Below are 17140 nucleotides of genomic sequence, written 5' to 3'. Positions count from 1 at the left end.
TGGCATCCACCACACTGGCGCATGCGCCGATCGCCGCTTGCGCCGTCGCGGAGCATCGCTCAAAACCGCAACTGCGCACCCACCGTCCAGCTCCGCGGCGCACCGGGATACACCCACTGCTCGCTATACGAAAATGCCGCATAGCGGCGATCGGTGAGGTTCTCGACCTTGGCATACAGGCGTAGCCGCTCGCTCAGATCGTAGTGGCCAACCGCTCGCCACACGGTGTAAGCCGGCAGCACGAAATCGGTGTTGCTATCCACCGAGCCCAGCCGCTCGCCCGTGTGCGAGACGCCCACACCCAGCGCCGCGCTACGTTTGCCGGTCAGCGGCTGCTCGTAGTTCAAGAACGCGTTACCGCTCAAGCGCGGCACATTCGGAAACCGCCGGCCTTCGGCCAGCCCGGTACTGGCGGCGGCAGCGCTACTGCGCGTCACCTGCGAATCGGTATAGGCCAGGCCCACCGACGCGGCCAGGCGCGGGCTCAGCCTGCCGAGCAGATCCAGCTCCAGCCCTTGGCTGCGCATCTGGCCCACCGGCAGCGAAAAACTGGTGTCGGCCGGATCCAGGCTCAATACGTTTTTCTTGTCGATGCGGAATGCGGCCACCGTGGCTTCCAGGCCATCGCCGGGCTGCACGTATTTCAATCCGGTCTCCAGCGAGCGGCTTTTCTCAGGTGCAAAGCTTTGCCCGTTGGCGCCCACACCGCTGTTGGGGCGAAAACCCGCCGCGGCACTGGCATACAGCGACAGCGCATCGTCGACATGCAAGGTCATGCCTGCACGCGGGCTCACCACGCCGTCGGATGCGCGCTGCGTGGTGCCGCGCAGGTGGTTGTCCAGGTCTTGCTGATAATGGTCGTAGCGCAGGCCAAGCAAGGCCTTCCAGCGCGCGCCCAGATCGATCTGGTCCTGCGCGTACACGCCCCACACCTGCTGGCGCTCGTCGGTATCGGTGATGGTGGACAGCCGGCCTGGCTGTGCCACGCCATAGCGCGGCGCCAGCACATCGATGCTGTAGGGCGTGGCCGCGGAACGGGCGCGCTGCTGAAAGCGGCTGTCGTCGAAGCGATTGCCATCGATGCCGAACAACACATTGTGCGTGACCCTGCCGGCCTGAAAACCGCCAAGCACTTCTGCACGCGCCGCGATATCGCGGCCCTGGTAATCGCGGTAGCGGCGTTCGCGGCGCAAGCTGCGCTGGTCGGCCTGCAGCGTCCAGGGTTCGGTGGAAAATCCACGCATGCCACTGTCGCGGTAAGTCGCCCCACCCTGCAACGACCAGGTCTGATCCAGACCGTGCACCACGAATACCTGGTGCCCGGTGGAATGCAGGTCGATATCGCCATCACGCGGTTCGCCGAGAAAGCGAGAGGCCGGCAGCCGGTTGGCATCGCCACCGATAGCCGTCACGCCCCGATCGAATGGCGTGTGGAGACGCACCGCCTCCAGCTCATACGACACCGTCGTATCGGGCGCCGGCATCCACAACAGCGACGGCGCCAGCAAGGTGCTGTCGCTGTCGACGGTATCGCGAAAGCTGTGTTGATCCTTGTGCATCACATTCAGACGGTACGCCACGTTCTCGCTCAGTGGGCCGGTGCTATCGATGGCCGCGCGATAGCTGTCGAAGCGGCCTGCCGATACATCCACGCTGTGCTGCGGCTGAAACAGCGGCTTTTTGGTGACGATGTTGACGGCACCGCCCGGCTCGCCGCGCCCGTACAACGCCGACGCCGGCCCCTTGATCACCTCGATGCTCTGCGTGTTGGCCGCATCGCGCAGGCCGTTGTAACCGCGGCTGGCATTGAAGCCGTTGACCATGTAATCCGAACTGAAATTCGGGTCGCCGGTAAAGCCGCGCATCGAATAGCTGTCCCATAACCCGCCCAGGTTGTTGGCCTTGGTGATGCCGCTGGCCAGCTCCAGCGCGCCAGCCAGATCGGTGACGCCCGCATCTTCGAGCAAGGTCCGGTCGAGCACCCGCGCACTGATGGGCAGATCACGCAGCGACGCATCGGTCTTGGTGGCACCGGTAATGCTCAGCGCGCGATAAGGGGTGTACTGGCTGCGCACCTGCACCGCATCCAAATCGCGCGCCTGCGACTGCGCAGCCTGCGCGCAGGCAATGCCGCAGGCGCAGGCCAGCAGGCTGAGCAAAGGGAGCGCGTGCAGCATGCGGCGGCGCGGGAACACGGGCATCGGGCAGAACTCCTGAAGCGCCCCGGCGCAGTCTGTCCGGGGCGCAAGTAAAAGACGCAAGGCAAAAGGTGACACGCGGGCACCGCTATGAAGCAGGGCCGGCCGCTATTTCGAAACGTGGCGCTCGCCCGAAATCGTCGCGCGTGAACGGGCGGTCGCGAAACAGATAGCCGTAGTAGAACGTGCGCAGCGCCCGGTGATAGGCCCGAATGCGATCCTGATACGCCAGCTGTGCCTGCAGATCGGTGCCGGCCAGGCGCGTCAACGCCGCCTGCAACGCAACCGGCGGCAGCACGCTGGCCACGCGTTGCGCCAACGCTTCGCGACGCTGCAGCCCCTGGCGATACGCTGCCACCTGCGGCGCCACCTGCTGGTCGCCATTTTCATGGAATGCGAAGTACCACTTGTAGTGGAACGCCGTCGTCAGCGGCGCCGAATCGGCCCATTGCCGATTGCGCGCGTAGAACGCCTGCATGGTGTCCTGCCGCGGGATGTCCCAGGCATGGTTGACCGCCTCGCGCTGCAACCGCGCGATCTCGGTACCCTGGTTGACCGGCACCGCCTGATTGATCGCCACGTGCGCCAGCGCTGGCGCCACCAACGCCAGCACGACCCAGCAGGTGGCCAACGCTGTGGCATGCGCCGCAGGCCGCCACTGGATGCGCCCGACCAGCACCGACAGCAGCACCCAGAACAACAGGTACGCGCCGCCCAGTGCCAGCACCGCCAGTTGCTGCAGCCATGGCACCGCGTTGAACGTGGCGAACATGACGAACGGCACGCTCAGGCACACAAGCACCGCCGCTGCGCGCACCACCACGCGCCGCACCAGCAGCGCAGCGCCCGCACCGGGCAGTGCGGCAAGCATGCGTGCACGCCCTGCTTCGCGCTCGCCCGAATGCAGATCGAACAGCAGCGCAATCACGAACAGCGGCAGCAGGAACACCAGCACGAACGCGTAGTCGAAGCGGCCAGCCAACGCGAGCTCGGGGTTGTAGCTGTCGCCGTCATGGATCTGCGCTTCCAGCCCCAGCGCGCGCACGCGCAAGATATACGGCGAGACATCGCGCATGCCGACCGCCGCAAACGCCAGTGGCGATGGCAGGTCCCAGGTAGGGTGGAAGCTGTAATAGGCCGCGCTGCCGGCATCGTTGGAACGCGCCACGTAGTCTTCCACCGCGGCGCTGTCTTCGCGCTGCAGCGCTGCAGCGCTGCAATCCTGGCGATGTTGTCGCGCTGCGTCGCCATCACGTGTTGCCCGGACAGCAGGCTGCACACGGTGAGCAGCGCAAGCAACAGCAACCCGGCGAGCGCCGCACGTGCGCGCAGCAGCAACAGCAGTTCGTATTTCCACAGCACCATCAGCGCGCCACTCCCACACCTCGCCCGGCTGCCACCAGCATGCACAGCGCAGCAAGCAGCCAGGCCCCGATCAGGCCGAACGCCGCACCTGCCGTACCGATCACCTCGGTCGCCGACGCCGGCTGGAAGGCGAACACCGGAATCTCATGCCAGTGCTCGGACGAAATCCGCTTGCGGCGATCGGCGCCTGCGTCCTGTGCGGTGTCGTCGGCCATGCTGACCGCGTCGGCCTGCAGTTGGTTGAGCTGCTGCACCAGCGTGTAGCGGTAGCGCTCGGCCTGCGCCAGGAACCGCAGATGCGCGCGCAGGTCGGTTTCCGCCAGCGTCATCGACACCTCGCGCAGCGCCACCGTCGGGCTGAGCAACGCAAATGCACGCATCAGCAGGTTCTGTTGCTGCTGGATGGACGCATCGCGGCCTGCATACCGCTCGAACAGGCTTGCGCTCAGCCGCTCGCCTTCCAGTGCCAGCAAGCCCTTGTAGTTCACCGGCAGGTCTTCCACGCGCTGCACGCCGTAACGGGCCAGCGTCTGCTGCTTGAATTGCGCAAAGTGCGGGTCGTCCGGATTGTGGCTGTCGCCGAGCGTGCGCAGATCGCGCTGGATCGCCACATCGGTTTCCAACCGGGTCGGCAGGCGGTACGCGGCACTGGCCGCGTCCGGCGCCACGCGCGGCACCAGCAAGGCCAGCCACACCCACACCGCCAGCGACACCAACAGCGCATCGCGGCCGTGTCGGCACAGCAGCGACACCACCAGCACCAGCGCACACCACACCAGCAGATACGCGCCATAGGCCAGCACCAGCAGCGCCACCAGCGGCGCTTGCCCTGGCAACAACGCAATCGGTGCCAGGCCGATCAAGGCCGGCAGCAGGCAGGCGCCGGCCACCGCCGCCAGCGCGAGATATTTGCCGCCGAGCAACTGCCGGCGCGTGGCGCCCTGCAGCAACAGCGCGCGCAAGGTGCCGGTTTCCTGCTCGCGCGCCACTGCGCCATAGCCCAGGAAGACCAGCATCAGCGGCGCCAGCACTTGCAGCACGAAGGCGGGCGTCAGCTGACCGAAACGCACCAGCAACGAACTCTGACGCACATCGCCGAAGTTGGCAGTGTTCTGGCGGTGCCCTTCCAGAAACATGCTGTTGCCGGTGAACGCATCCACGCCGGAATCGAATGCAGCCAGCGCCGGCAACGGGCGATAGATGAAATGGCCGTAGTGCACCACGCGGTGCGGATGCCGGTCCGGCTGTGCTTCGAACGCCTGCTGCGCTGCCTGTTGCTGCCGCGCGCGGAAATCGGCCACTTCGCGCTGGTGGTGCGCAGCGGTCAACGTCGCCACCAGGGTGAGCAACATCAGCAACACCACGCCAATGGCCGCGGACCGGTTGCGCGCCATATAGCGCAGTTCTTCGCGCGCGACCAACAACACCGGATTCATACGTGCAGCCTCACGCAGCGCGATCCTGCGGGCGCGCGAAACGCGCATGCAGGGTTCGCACATCGAAGCCGCTGTCGCCGGCACCGATCTCTTCGGCAATCCGACCGTTTTCCAGAAACCCGATGCGGTCGGCCACATCCACCGCACCGAGCAGATCGTGGGTGACCATCAGCACCGCAGCGCCGCGTTCGCGCACGCTGCCGACCAGGCGATTGAAGTCGGCAATGGCGCGCGGGTCCAGCCCGGAGGTGGGCTCGTCCAGCAGCAGCACCGGCACCTCGCGCACTGTGGCCACGGCAATGGCCACCTTCTGCCGCATGCCCTTGGAGAACCCTGCCAGCCGTTGCGCCCAGGCATCGCGCTGCAGGCCAGCGGCCGCAAACGCCTCGCCAATGGCGGCCTGGCTGCGGCGCTGGCCGGCCAGGGCGAGTAGATAGTCGGCATTTTCCAATGCGCTCAGATGCTCGTAGAGCGCCACGTTTTCCGGCAGATAGGCCAAGCGCGCACGCGCCTTGCCGGGGTCGGCGACCGGGTCCACCGCGTCCACGCGCAAGCTGCCGCAGACGGGTTTGACGAAGCCCAGCAACGTGGACAGCGTGGACGACTTGCCGGCGCCATTGCCGCCCAGCAAGGCGTAGACAGTGCCGGGCGCGACACCGAGGTTCAGCCCCTGCAGCACCGCGCGGCCGCGGTAGGCCACGTGCAGGTCGGAGATTGAGATCGCGTGGGTCATTGACGAATTGAAGGGCGTGGACGCGGGTGCATCAAGAAATGATACGTTATCACATTGCCCACACCGCTAAAATCCGCCCGCCGCCGCGGGCAAGGCCTGACCGTCACGGACTTAGCGCCGCGCATTGCGCCTGCGGCAGCGCCTTGCGGCGCGAACGTCCAGCCAGGCGCCTGCGCCGACACGGCTGACCGGCACCGGCACCGGCACAAGCAGCCACCGTTGCCCACCACTCGAGACCCTCATACCCCACATGACCTTCGCAACGCGCAGCTCTAATCCGCCCAATGCTTTCCCTGTCTCCGACCGCCACGCTGCCGCTCATGCCAAGGCCTGCAACACCGCACGCAGCACCCGACGCAGCGCCAGAGTGCTGGCCATCGCGCTGTTCGCTGCCGCCCAGCTCGACGCGCAGACCATCGATACCAGTGCTCCGTTGCCGCCGGTCCGCGCGTGGCACGGTGCGAGCGAGGCATTGATCGTGTCGCCCGACGATCCGTGGATCACGCCGGCCGAGCGCAGCGATTTCGTCAGCACGCCCAGCGACGCGCAAACGCGTGCGTGGTTGCATCGGCTGGTCGCCGCCTCGCCGCTGCTGTCGCTGGAGGTGTTCGGCAAGACCAGCGAAGGGCGCGATCTGCTGCTGGTGCGCGCGCGCAAGGGCAAGCCCGGCAAACCGGTCGTGCTGGCACAGGCCGGCATCCACGGCGGCGAGATCGATGGCAAGGACGCCGGCCTGATGCTGCTGCGCGATATTGCACAACGCGGCAAGGACGATCTGCTGGACGAGGTAGATTTCGTGTTCGTCCCCATCCTCAACAGCGATGGACACGAACAACGCGGCCCACTCATCGGCGCCGCCTTGCGTGGCCCGCAGCAAATGGGCTGGAATACCACGCCGCGCGGCATCAACCTCAATCGCGATTATCTCAATCTGGAAGCGCCGGAGACGCGCGCGATCGTCAAGCTACTGCACACGCTCGACCCCGCGTTGTATATCGACCTGCATGTCAGTGGCGGGCTCGATCATCAGTACGACATCACCTTTACCTTCGCCGGCTGGGGCACCTATGCGCGTTCGCGCGCCACTGCCGGCTGGCTGCAGCGGCGCTTCACGCCAGCCGTCGACGCCGCGCTGCGCCGCCAGGGTCATGAACCTGCGATCTACCCCAGCCTGATCGACGAAGACGCGCCGCGCTCGGGCTTGCGCCATTCGCCCGAAGGCCCGCGTTATTCCACCGGGTATGGCGACTTCGCCGGCATCCCGACCGTGCTGGTGGAAAACCACCGCTTGAAGGCATACCGGCAACGCGTGCTCGGCGATTACGTGCTGCTGGAAGAAGCCCTGCGCGTGGTCGGCCGCGACGCACACGCCATCGCGGCCGCCAAGCGTGCCGATCGCGCGGCGCGCCCGCAGGCATTGATGGTGGCGTGGGAACGCCTGCCGCAGCCGATCGACCACATTCCGTTCAAGGGCGTGACCTACACCCGCGCCCTGTCGCCGGTGTCCGGCCGGCCGGAATTGCGCTGGGAAGGCCGCGACGAAACCTGGTCGATGCCGGTCATCGGCTACCGGCAGACGCAGGCCGTGCAGTACCCGGTGGCCTGGTGGATTCCGCCCGGCAACGACGATGTACTCGCCTTGCTCGATGCGCATGGCATCCACTACGACCGTCTGCACCAGCCAGCCCGGCGCGCGGTGCAGCAGATACGCATCACCAAGACCGGCAGCGATCAGGTCCCGCACACCCACGACGTGGAAGAAATCTTTCCTGCCGGCAGCGTCCGCGTGCCGGCCGATCAACCGATGCGCATGTTGGCCGCCGCCTTGCTGGAACCGCGCAGCAGCGATTCGCTGCTGGCCAACGGACGTTTCCGCCATGCCGGCAGCCCCGACAGCGGGCTGTATGCCACCGAGCTGGTTGAATTCAGCGAACGCGTATTGCGCAGCGATGCCGCGTTACGCAGCGCGTTCGAGCAAAAACTGGCCAACGATGCGGCGTTCCGCGCCGATGGCGATGCGCGCCTGCAGTGGGTTTATGCACGTTCGCCCTATGCAGCGATCAGCGGCTGGCGGTATCCGGTGCGGCGCGAAGTGATGCAATAGCGCGCGCATGCCTGTGGCGCTCACCGCGGTGCAGGCGCCATCACTGGCGCATGCTCGGCCATCAGTGCAATCACCCAATCGATGAATACGCGCAGCTTGGCGCTGACATGGCGGTTGGGCGGGAAAGCGATCGACAGCGGCATCGCTTTCAGCTGCCAGTCCTGGAAGATCGGCACCAGCTCGCCGCTGGCGACATGCGCGTTGGCCATATACACCGGCAGCCACAGCACACCCATGCCGGCCAGACCGGCGGCCAGATAGGCATTGCCATCGTCGGCGGCCACTACGTGGCGGCCGTGCACGCGCACCGCTTCGTCGCCGCGTTGCATCACATACGGCACGGTCGTGCTGCTGCCCCAGCGCATGAAGCCGACGCAGCGATGCCGGGTATTCTCCAGTTCCGTCGGGTGCGTCGGGGTGCCCAACCGCTGCAGGTAATCGGGCGCTGCATACACGCCGGCCTGCAGGTCGCCCACGTGACGCGCAATCAGCGACTGGTCGGTGATGGTGCCGCCGCGTATCACGCAATCGACGTTTTCGCCGATCAGATCCACGCGGCGGTCGCTCACGCCCATGTCCAGCTGGATCTCCGGATAACGCGCATGGAATGCCGGCAGCGCCGGCATCAGGATCAGCCGCGCCAGCGGGCTGGGCACGTCCACGCGCAGGCGCCCGCGTGGCGAGGTGGCTGCAACGGACAGGCTGGTTTCGGCATCGTCCATGTCTGCCAGCAGGCGCAGCACGCGCTCGTAATAGGCCGCGCCATCGGCAGTGACCTGCACCCGGCGCGTGGTGCGATTGAGCAGCTTCACCCGCAGGCGTGCCTCCAGCTGCTGGACCAGCTGGGTCGCGCTGGCGCGGCTCATGTGCAGGTGTTCGGCCGCCTTGGTGAAACTGCCGGTCTCGACCACGCGCGCAAACGCCCGCATTGCATCGAATCGATCCACCACTGCTCCCGCGGCCAAGATTGTTTGGATTCTACAAACAGTGTTGGTCGATGCTGCCGATTTATCGCCACCGTACACGCGCCTACCGTGGGCCTCCATTCTATGCACTTCGATGGAGAGTCCCATGGCCACACGCGACGTCGTTTTCCCGCAGGGGCGCCACGCCCTGTACGAGCGCCACCATTACTCGCCGGCGGTACGCGCCGACGGCCTGCTGTTCGTCGCCGGCCAGGTCGGCAGCCGCGAAGACGGCTCGCCCGAACCCGAGCTGGACGCGGAAATTGCCCGCGCCTTCGTCAACCTGGATGCTGTCCTTGCCGCGGCCGGCTGCACCTCGCAGGATGTGGTCGACGTCACCTTGTTCATGGTCAACCCCGAGGTGGTGTTCGAGGCGATGTGGGACAAGTGGGTCGGCTACTGGGGCCCGGCCCCGTACCCCACCGTCACCGCGGTCGGTGTGACCTGGCTGGCCGGCTTCCAGTTCGAGATCAAGGTGGTGGTCAAGCTGCCGGCGAAGGCCTGACCGCTTCTGTTGGATGCACCGCATCGCTTGCGCTGTCCAACCCGGGGTTTGAGGCAGGCCTGCTGCCTAGCGACAAGTGACTAGCGCGCCCAGTGCGATGCACCGTGTTCGATAGGCCACGCCTGGCTTGCCAGCGCGTGGCGTTGGTGTTCACGCGCGCATCGCCGGTCAGGTCAATGCCAACTTCACCGACAAGTTCACCGGCGTGCTGCAGGTGACCAGCGAATACGCCGAACGCGCCGACTACGCGCCCAAGGTGACCCTGGCACACGTGAAGTACCAGTTCGGCCCGCAATTCGCCGCCCGCCTGGGCCGCATCACCGCGCCGCTGTACATGCTCTCCGAGTACCAGCGCGTGGGCTATGCCACCCCATGGGTGCGCCCGCCATACGAGGTCTACAACTACCTGCTGCCGATGGACGGCGTGGAAGGCGTGTACACCATCAACGCCGGCGAAAGCGTGGTCAGCGTGCAGGGCTTCTACGGTCGCATCAACTCCAAGAAAGCCGATGTGTACGCCATGCGTGGCCTGGCACTGGGCCTGGAATCGGGTGCGTCGACCTTTCGCGCAGCTTATATCGTGGGCACCACCGATTTCGATACACCGTCGCTGCAGCGCCTGTTTTCGGTCTACCAGCGCATCAACCCGGCACTGGCCGATCGCCTGACCACCTACGGCGTGGACGGCAGCTTCGCCAGCGTGGGCTATGCCTACGACCCGGGGAAGTGGTTCCTGCGCAGCGAAGTGATCCAGGCCGATTACTCGCCCTCGCTCAACGGCAAGACCACCTCCGGCTACGTCAGCGTGGGCGGTCGCTTCGGCACGCTGACCCCATCGATCACCTACGGCAGCGTCGATCGCAAGGGCCCGACCATCGCACCCGGCCAGGACCCGGTGGGCGTGATGACGCGTGCACTGGCACAGGCCGAAAGCGGACGGCATAGCTTCACTGCCTCGCTGCGTTGGGATGCGCGCGAAAGCATGGCGTTCAAGCTGCAGGCCAGCCATATCGACAACAACGCGGGGTCGTTCGGTTCGTTGAACAACATCCAGCCGGGCTTCCGCCCGGGCGGCAGCTACAACCTGCTGTCAGCTTCCGTCGACTTCGTGTTCTAAGAGAGCCCTCAATGAAATTTTCCACGTGTTCCGCAGGCTGCGTGCTTGCCGTGTTGTCGATGGTTGCGTTCTCGGCCAGTGCCGATGTCGTTGTGGTGATGTCGGCCAAGGGCGGCCCGGACAGCCTGAGCGCCGCGCAGGTGTCGCAGATCTTCCTGGCCAAGTCCAACAGCCTGCCCGGCGGCGGCGCCGCGGTGCCGATCGACCAGGAAGAAGGCGTCGCCACCCGCGATGAGTTCTACAAGAAAGTCGCCCAGCGCGATGCGGCGCAGCTGAAATCGTATTGGTCGCAGCTGATGTTCACCGGCAAGGCGCAGCGTCCCAAGCGGGTCAGCGGCGACGACGCGGTCAAGAAGGCGGTGGCATCCACGCCGGGCGCCATCGGCTATATCAGTGCCAGCGCCGTCGATCCCAGCGTCAAGGTCGTCCTGAAGCCGTGATCGCCCACCTGCTCGAGAGCCATGTCATGAAACGCATCCTGTCGCTACCGTTGTTCTGGAAAATCCTGATGCCGGCAGCGGTGGCAATCGTTTGCCTGTCGGGCTATGTGGCTTTCAGCACGCTGGTGTTCCATCGCAACAACGATCGCCTGGAAGCGGTGCGCGACGTGCATTTCCCGATGCTCGACGCGATGACGCGCAATGTGGCCGCGCTGGACAAGCTCATCAACGGGCTCAATGGCGCGGCGGCAGCAGGCGATGCCGACATGCTGGCGGCCACCAAGCCGGTGGCCGACGAGATCCACGGCTCTTACGTGAAACTGCAAAAATCCGATCCGGCCAATGCGCAGGAACTGGCCCGTCTGGGCAAGCAGTTCGATCGGTACTACAGCCTGGCGCAGGGCGTGGCGGCGGCATTCGTGGAGCAACGCGAACCCGATGCCGCGCAGATGAGCGCCATGGCACCGGCGCTGGAGACGTACCGCACCAATCTCACCGCCATGCAGAAGCGCGCCGATGCACGCTTCCGCGGCACCGTGCAGGAAGCGGTGGACAGCTCGGTCACCGCCAGCATCACCGGCCTGATCCTGGGCCTGGTCGGTGCGGTGGTATGCATTGGATTCGGCTGGCTCGTGGCGCGCGCCATCACCCAACCGCTCAACCGTGCCGTGGGCATCGCGCATGCGGTGTCGTCGGGCAAGCTGGACAACGCCATCTCGATCGACCGCAACGATGAGGTCGGACAGCTGTTGCAGGCAATGGACAGCATGCAGCGTCAGCTGCGCCGCGTGATCCAGGCGCAGACCGAAATGGGCGAAAAACACGAAGCCGGCGTGGTCAGCCACCGTATCGCCGAACAGGAGTTCCCAGGCGAATTCGGCAGCATGGTGCGCGCCAGCAACGCATTGGTGGCCGGGCATATCGCAGTGACCATGCAAATCGTCGCATTGACCGAGCGCTATGCTGCCGGCGATTTGTCGCAGCAGCTGGAGCCGTTGCCGGGCGAGAAGGCGGTGATCAGCCAATCGCTCAACGACGTGCGCGCCAGCCTGTTGTCGATCAACGGCGAGATCAAGCGCCTTGCCTCGGCCGCAGCGGCAGGCGACTTCACCGCGCGTGGCGACGAAACCGCGTTCGAGCACGACTTCCGCCAGATCGTGGTGGACCTCAACCAGCTGATGAGTACCTCGGACCAGAGCCTGGGTGCGTTGTCGCAGGTGTTGCAGGCCATCGCCAGCGGCGACCTGACCGCACGCATGCACGGCAACTTCGCCGGCGTGTTCGCCCGCATGCGCGACGATGCCAACACCACGGTGGAACGTCTGACCGATATCGTCGGGCGCATTCAACATTCTTCGTCGGAAATCGATACTGCCGCCGGCGAGATTGCGGCCGGTAATCAGGATCTGTCGCGGCGCACCGAACAACAGGCCGCCAACCTGGAAGAAACCGCTGCATCGATGGAAGAGCTCACCGCCACGGTCAAGCAAAACGCCGAGCACGCACGCCAGGCCAACGAACTGGCACGTAGCGCCGCCGGCGTGGCGTCGAAGGGAGGCGAAGTGGTCAGCCAGGTGGTCGGTACCATGTCGGGTATCGAAACCTCTTCGAAGAAGATTGCCGAGATCATCAGCGTCATCGACGGCATCGCCTTCCAGACCAATATCCTGGCGCTCAATGCCGCGGTGGAAGCCGCGCGTGCCGGCGAACAAGGCCGCGGGTTTGCCGTGGTGGCAAGCGAAGTGCGCTCGCTGGCACAGCGCTCCTCCGGCGCGGCGAAGGAGATCAAGGATTTGATCGACGCCTCGGTAGGCAAGGTGGCCGAAGGCTCGGCGTTGGTGCACAAGGCCGGCACCACCATGACCGAGATCGTGGCCAGCGTGAACCGTGTCACCGACATCATGGGGCAGATCACCGCTGCCTCCATCGAACAGTCGAGCGGCATCGAGCAGGTCAACCAGACCGTGATCCAGATGGACGAAACCACCCAGCAAAACGCCGCCCTGGTGGAAGAAGCGATGGCCGCCGCGCGCGCGATGGAAAAGCAATCCAGCACCCTCACCCAGCTGGTGTCGCTGTTTCAACTGGAGCCTGCGACCACCCAGCACCTGGAAAAACACGTCGCCTGATGCGGCGATCCGCCAGGCGGGTCGACATGCTGCAAGCTGAAGACCCCCTTCTGCATGGAATGCAGAAGGGGGTTTTTTATTTGCACCGAGGCGAACGTGAAGCGTCGCGCGCCGCATTGGTGAAAAGAGCTGGCTCACGCTGTACGCGCAGTGGCCTACCTTCGCCGCATCGATTGCCGCTGCAGCATGGTGGACGTTCGGGGATTCGGCGCTGAAGCAGCGAAGTAGTCAGCGGAGTCCGGCCGCCTGGCATCGATCGCAGCACCTGTCGCTCACCAGCGCCGCCTTCGAAACACGCAACGGGCGGCAGCTGCAGGCGTTAGCCATAAGCTTGCGCTTATTTCAGATGCGCCGTATGCGCAAAATATCGAGCATCCCATCACACCTTTTGGCAAAAATCCGTTGCCAGTGCACATTCCTTGGGCATACGTCACCAACAAGCAACATTTGCATGCGATAGCTGTAGCGCTCGCCACGCAGCGGGCCCTCTGTTCTCCCCTTAGCGCGCGTTGTCCAACGTCGATGTGCTGATGCATCGCGACGGCGGTTTCGTGCGTCCGATGATTTCAAGGAGATTGACTCCCATGCGCTTGAAGACCTTTTTCGTCGTTCTGCTTCTCACCACCTTCAGTGCCGCTGCACAGGCCCAGGTGGTGACCCTCAACAAGGGCGGCTATACGCTGACCTACGACTGCACCAACCGCACCGCACTGCGTTACGAATACGTGCTGCAGGCCGACACAGGCTCGGCTGCACGCCCGTCCAGCTTCAATCTGGATACCGAATTGCCCAGCGGCTGTGCCGGGCAGACGTCCACGGCCTCGTATGCCAGCGTGCGTTCCGGCTATGACCGCGGACATCTGGTGACGTCCAACCACATGGACTACAACGCGACCTACATCCGCCGCGCCAACCTCATGAGCAACATCGTGCCGCAGGTGGCCACCTTCAATCAGGGCATCTGGGTGCAGGCAGAGAACGTGGCCGAGTGCTATCGGGACATCGCCAGCGTGCAGGTGTACGGCGGAGTGATCTACAGCGACACCAGCAACGATTACTTCCTCAGCAGCCACGGCATCCGCACACCGGATTTCTTCTGGAAGACCGTCATCACCGCCAACCCGAGCGGCGGCTCGCGCGCCATCAGCTGGCTGATTCCCAATAGTGCCAACCTAGGCTCGCTGGACAGCTATATCGTCAGCATCGACGAACTCGAAGACCTGTACGGCGCCAGCACCATCGGCATCAGCGCACCGGCGGCTGTCAAAGCCATGCTGCCGTCCACCACCTGGCCGCAGCCGAGCAATTGCGACCTGGGCTGAGCCGCCCTGCATCCACGGCATGACGCCCAGCCCGGCCTGTGCCGGGTTGGGTCACGGCGTGGCGAGCGATGCGTGCATGGCGTCATGCCGCGTGTGGCAGCCTACGCGCACCTCGACGCGCCCATCGCAGAGCCGGCATGCCGGTGGAATGGATGGCGGGCGCGGGTACCGGACATATGTCAGATGTGTCAGCGCTGCCACATTTGTCGGCGAGGTCTGCGCTGTTTTGATGACCAATAGCCGACATATGCTGGATCGCACTCTCGCTACCACTCCTGCGATCACGCTCATGCCATCGTCCTTATCTGCCAACGCCGGCCTCGCCTTGCTGAGTGCCCTGTCGATCTTCGCGGCCAGCCCGGCAACTGCCGCACCTGTGCAGGGCTTGCCCACCATCGTGCTGGTGCATGGCGCATTTGCCGATGGCTCCAGCTGGTCGGGCGTGATCGGCGCGTTGCAGCGCCAGGGCTATCGCGTCACCGCGGTACAGAATCCGCTCACTTCGCTGGCGGACGACGTCGCTGCGACCCGTCGCGTGCTGGAGCGACAACGCGGCGACGTACTGCTGGTCGGGCACTCCTGGGGCGGCGCGGTGGTGACCGAGTCGGGCAACGCCGATAACGTCAAAGGCATCGTCTATCTGTCGGCCCTGGTACCCGATACCGGCGAGTCGGTCGGCACGCTGCTGGCACGCCTGAAAGCGCCGATGGAAGGTCTGCAGCCGGATGCGCATGGCCTGGTCTGGCTCGACGATGCGGCGGCCTACCAGCATGTGATGGCCGCCGATGTGCCGCTGGCCAAGGTCAGGCAGCTTGCCGCCGTCCAGCAACCGATGACCGCCGCCGCATTCGACGATACGGTCACGCAGGCTGCGTGGCATCGCAAACCGACGTGGTACCTGATCACCGACAACGACAATGCGTTGCGTCCGGATGTGCAGCGCGCCATCGCCAAACAGATCGGCGCCACCAGCACCAGCATCGCATCCAGCCATCTTTCGCTGGTAGCGCAGCCAGCCAAGGTGGCCGAGTTCATTGCACGTGCCGCGCGCTCCATCGGTACTCCATCGCAGTGAGCGCACGGACCCAGCGTGTCGCGGCGGGCCCTGCATGCGCTAGCCCGACACGCCGTGTTCGGCGCTCTCCAGCACCGCAGGCAGGGCGTCGACCAGGAACTCGATCAAGGCGCGCACGCCCGGCGCCAGTCCGCGACGCGAGGGATACACGGCGTGTAGTTGATGCACCGGCAACGTGTGGTCGCCCAACAGCACCACCAGTTCGCCACGGGCGATGCTGCCCCTGCACAGGGCCAGCGGCAACTGCGCCACGCCCATGCCGGCCAACGCAGCGTGGTGCAGCAGCTCGACGTCCTCGGTGAACAAGCGCGAACGGTAGTCCACCAGTTCGCTGGTGCCTTGCGGGCTGGTGAGCCGCCACCGGGGCGGCTCGCCATTGACGCCACGCGGGCCCATTCCCAGTACCTCGTGCAATGCCGCGGCAGAGACGAACGGCCCATGCGCGTGCACGAAGCCTGGGCTTGCCACCAAGACCTGCCGGCTGACGCCGAACGAACGCAGGATCAAGCCCGAATCGTCCAGGCTCGAACGCACCCGTATCGCCACGTCGATGCTTTCGGCAATCGGTTCCACCCGGCGACTGGTCAGCTCCAGATCCACCTGCACGTCCGGATACGTCAACAAAAAGCGCGGCAAGAGCTCGGCCAGAAACAGATGCGCCACACCGGTCGGGCAGCTCACCCGGATCCGGCCGGAGGGATGCTGCGTGGCGCGCTCGGCCACATCCAGCGCCCATTGCGCCGAGCGGGTGATGGATTTGCAGTGCGTATAGAACTCGGCACCGACTTCGGTGAGGCTGACCGCACGGGTTGAACGCTGCAACAGCCGCACGCCCAGGCGTTGCTCCAGATCTGCCACCCGCCGGCTGACCTTGGAGCGGGGAAACCCCAACGCGCGACCGGCCGCCGAGAAGCTGCCGTGGTCGACCACCGCCGCCAGCAGCGCGAAGTCGTTGAGGTCTTCCATCTGAATCAAACCCCACGCGAGGAGGCCGTCATTGTCCTGCCAGGCAGGACAGTTTGTCATCCGCCAGCGACCTACCTGCGCACGGGACCACTCCGTACAGTGCCGCCACCGACCACAGCACACGAGCCCACCATGCGCTTGCTCCATCTCGATTCCAGCATCCTGACCGACACGTCGGTCTCCCGTCGGCTCACCGCCCAGGTGGTGCAGGACCTGCACGCGGCGATTGGCGATCTCCATGCCACCTATCGCGACCTTGCCGCGGCTCCCATCGCGCACCTTTCCGGCGCGATTGCTGCCGGCTTCCGCCCACTGCCGCAACCCGACAGCGACGCGGCGTCGGTGGCCGAACATGCGTTGTCCGAGCAACTGGTGGACGAATTCCTCGCCAGCGACATCGTGGTGATCGGCGCGCCGATGTACAACTTTTCGGTGCCGACCCAACTCAAGGCCTGGATCGATCGCATCGCCCAGCCCGCCCGCACGTTTCGCTATACCGCGAACGGGCCCGAAGGCCTGGCCGGCGGCAAGCAGCTGATCGTGGCGTCATCGCGCGGGGGCATGTACGCGCAAGGGCCGATGGCTTCACTGGATTTTCAGGAAGCGTACCTGACCGCCACATTCGGCTTTCTAGGCGTGCGCGACGTGTACTTTGTGCGCGCGGAAAATCAGTCGCGCGGTCCGGAGCCGGCTGCGGCAGCATTGATCAGTGCGCAGGCATCCATCGCCGATGTCGTGCGCAGTGTCGCGCGCGGTGTCGTGCACACACGCGTGGAGGCCTGAGC

Annotated in this window: 12 protein-coding genes and 2 pseudogenes; 8 read left to right on the top strand and 6 right to left on the bottom strand. The window is 65.5% G+C overall.

Features of this window, described 5'->3' with window-relative positions; genetic code table 11:
- Positions 1-59 precede the first annotated feature (59 nt).
- The 4 genes and pseudogenes from EO156_RS11955 to EO156_RS11940 all read right to left on the bottom strand — a co-directional run bounded on the left by EO156_RS11955 (position 60) and on the right by EO156_RS11940 (position 5732).
- Positions 60-2201, bottom strand: coding sequence for a TonB-dependent siderophore receptor (locus tag EO156_RS11955; RefSeq protein WP_005911317.1), 2142 nt, complete (start codon positions 2199-2201; stop codon positions 60-62).
- Between the two features lie 85 nt (positions 2202-2286).
- Positions 2287-3563, bottom strand: a pseudogene (locus EO156_RS11950) (DUF3526 domain-containing protein).
- Complete coding sequence (locus tag EO156_RS11945) at positions 3563-4999, bottom strand: DUF3526 domain-containing protein (RefSeq protein WP_126936748.1); 1437 nt, start codon at positions 4997-4999, stop codon at positions 3563-3565. Before EO156_RS11945 ends, EO156_RS11950 begins: the two are co-directional and overlap by 1 nt.
- 10 nt (positions 5000-5009) lie before the next feature.
- Positions 5010-5732: an ATP-binding cassette domain-containing protein gene (locus EO156_RS11940; protein ID WP_003489275.1), complete on the bottom strand. Its 723-nt coding sequence runs from the start codon at positions 5730-5732 to the stop codon at positions 5010-5012.
- Between the two features lie 250 nt (positions 5733-5982).
- Here EO156_RS11940 and EO156_RS11935 point away from each other — a divergent pair, with 250 nt between their 5' ends.
- Positions 5983-7836 carry a M14 family metallopeptidase gene (locus tag EO156_RS11935; protein WP_016849876.1) on the top strand — a complete coding sequence of 618 codons (1854 nt, stop codon included), beginning with the start codon at positions 5983-5985 and terminating at the stop codon, positions 7834-7836.
- Positions 7837-7856: 20 nt separating this feature from the next.
- Here the strand turns inward: EO156_RS11935 and EO156_RS11930 are convergent, their stop codons facing one another.
- Positions 7857-8801 (bottom strand): LysR family transcriptional regulator, encoded by a 945-nt coding sequence (locus EO156_RS11930; RefSeq protein ID WP_016849875.1) that lies wholly within the window; start codon positions 8799-8801, stop codon positions 7857-7859.
- Positions 8802-8907: 106 nt separating this feature from the next.
- Between EO156_RS11930 and EO156_RS11925 the strand changes: the two genes are divergently transcribed.
- From EO156_RS11925 to EO156_RS11900, 6 genes and pseudogenes are all read left to right on the top strand, one after another.
- Positions 8908-9306: a Rid family hydrolase gene (locus tag EO156_RS11925; protein WP_003489283.1), complete on the top strand. Its 399-nt coding sequence runs from the start codon at positions 8908-8910 to the stop codon at positions 9304-9306.
- A 154-nt stretch (positions 9307-9460) separates the two neighbouring features.
- A pseudogene (locus tag EO156_RS11920) lies at positions 9461-10423 on the top strand (hypothetical protein); the annotation flags it as partial.
- Between the two features lie 11 nt (positions 10424-10434).
- On the top strand, positions 10435-10863 hold the full coding sequence (locus EO156_RS11915; RefSeq protein ID WP_011052505.1) for a substrate-binding domain-containing protein: 429 nt from the start codon (positions 10435-10437) through the stop codon (positions 10861-10863).
- A complete protein-coding gene (locus EO156_RS11910; protein ID WP_016849873.1) occupies positions 10860-12992 on the top strand; it encodes a methyl-accepting chemotaxis protein in 2133 nt (710 codons plus the stop codon). Before EO156_RS11915 ends, EO156_RS11910 begins: the two co-directional genes overlap by 4 nt.
- Before the next feature lie 584 nt (positions 12993-13576).
- Complete coding sequence (locus EO156_RS11905) at positions 13577-14314, top strand: DNA/RNA non-specific endonuclease (RefSeq protein WP_015463657.1); 738 nt, start codon at positions 13577-13579, stop codon at positions 14312-14314.
- 289 nt (positions 14315-14603) lie between these two features.
- Entirely contained in the window at positions 14604-15389 is a 786-nt protein-coding gene (locus tag EO156_RS11900; protein ID WP_016849872.1) for an alpha/beta hydrolase, read from the top strand.
- A 39-nt stretch (positions 15390-15428) separates the two neighbouring features.
- Here EO156_RS11900 and EO156_RS11895 read toward each other — a convergent pair whose 3' ends face one another.
- Complete coding sequence (locus tag EO156_RS11895) at positions 15429-16355, bottom strand: LysR family transcriptional regulator (protein WP_016849871.1); 927 nt, start codon at positions 16353-16355, stop codon at positions 15429-15431.
- Between the two features lie 132 nt (positions 16356-16487).
- On the opposite strand from EO156_RS11895, the gene EO156_RS11890 reads away from it, so the two are divergent.
- Positions 16488-17138 (top strand): NAD(P)H-dependent oxidoreductase, encoded by a 651-nt coding sequence (locus tag EO156_RS11890; protein WP_016849870.1) that lies wholly within the window; start codon positions 16488-16490, stop codon positions 17136-17138.
- Positions 17139-17140 lie beyond the last annotated feature (2 nt).

Origin of the sequence: Xanthomonas sp. DAR33341 (assembly GCF_003992815.1) — a bacterium.
Taxonomy (GTDB): Bacteria; Pseudomonadota; Gammaproteobacteria; order Xanthomonadales; family Xanthomonadaceae; genus Xanthomonas; species Xanthomonas cissicola.
Note: the sequence above shows the minus strand (reverse complement) of the source record. Positions and strands in the feature narration are given on the sequence as shown.

What these genes read in the sequence shown, in the direction of transcription:
- EO156_RS11955 (WP_005911317.1), bottom strand. Translation starts at nt 2,201, where the DNA reads ATGCCCGTGTTCCCGCGCCGCCGCATGCTGCACGCGCTCCCTTTGCTC.
- EO156_RS11945 (WP_126936748.1), bottom strand. Translation starts at nt 4,999, where the DNA reads ATGAATCCGGTGTTGTTGGTCGCGCGCGAAGAACTGCGCTATATGGCG.
- EO156_RS11940 (WP_003489275.1), bottom strand. Translation starts at nt 5,732, where the DNA reads ATGACCCACGCGATCTCAATCTCCGACCTGCACGTGGCCTACCGCGGC.
- EO156_RS11935 (WP_016849876.1), top strand. Translation starts at nt 5,983, where the DNA reads ATGACCTTCGCAACGCGCAGCTCTAATCCGCCCAATGCTTTCCCTGTC.
- EO156_RS11925 (WP_003489283.1), top strand. Translation starts at nt 8,908, where the DNA reads ATGGCCACACGCGACGTCGTTTTCCCGCAGGGGCGCCACGCCCTGTAC.
- EO156_RS11915 (WP_011052505.1), top strand. Translation starts at nt 10,435, where the DNA reads ATGAAATTTTCCACGTGTTCCGCAGGCTGCGTGCTTGCCGTGTTGTCG.
- EO156_RS11905 (WP_015463657.1), top strand. Translation starts at nt 13,577, where the DNA reads ATGCGCTTGAAGACCTTTTTCGTCGTTCTGCTTCTCACCACCTTCAGT.
- EO156_RS11900 (WP_016849872.1), top strand. Translation starts at nt 14,604, where the DNA reads ATGCCATCGTCCTTATCTGCCAACGCCGGCCTCGCCTTGCTGAGTGCC.
- EO156_RS11895 (WP_016849871.1), bottom strand. Translation starts at nt 16,355, where the DNA reads ATGGAAGACCTCAACGACTTCGCGCTGCTGGCGGCGGTGGTCGACCAC.
- EO156_RS11890 (WP_016849870.1), top strand. Translation starts at nt 16,488, where the DNA reads ATGCGCTTGCTCCATCTCGATTCCAGCATCCTGACCGACACGTCGGTC.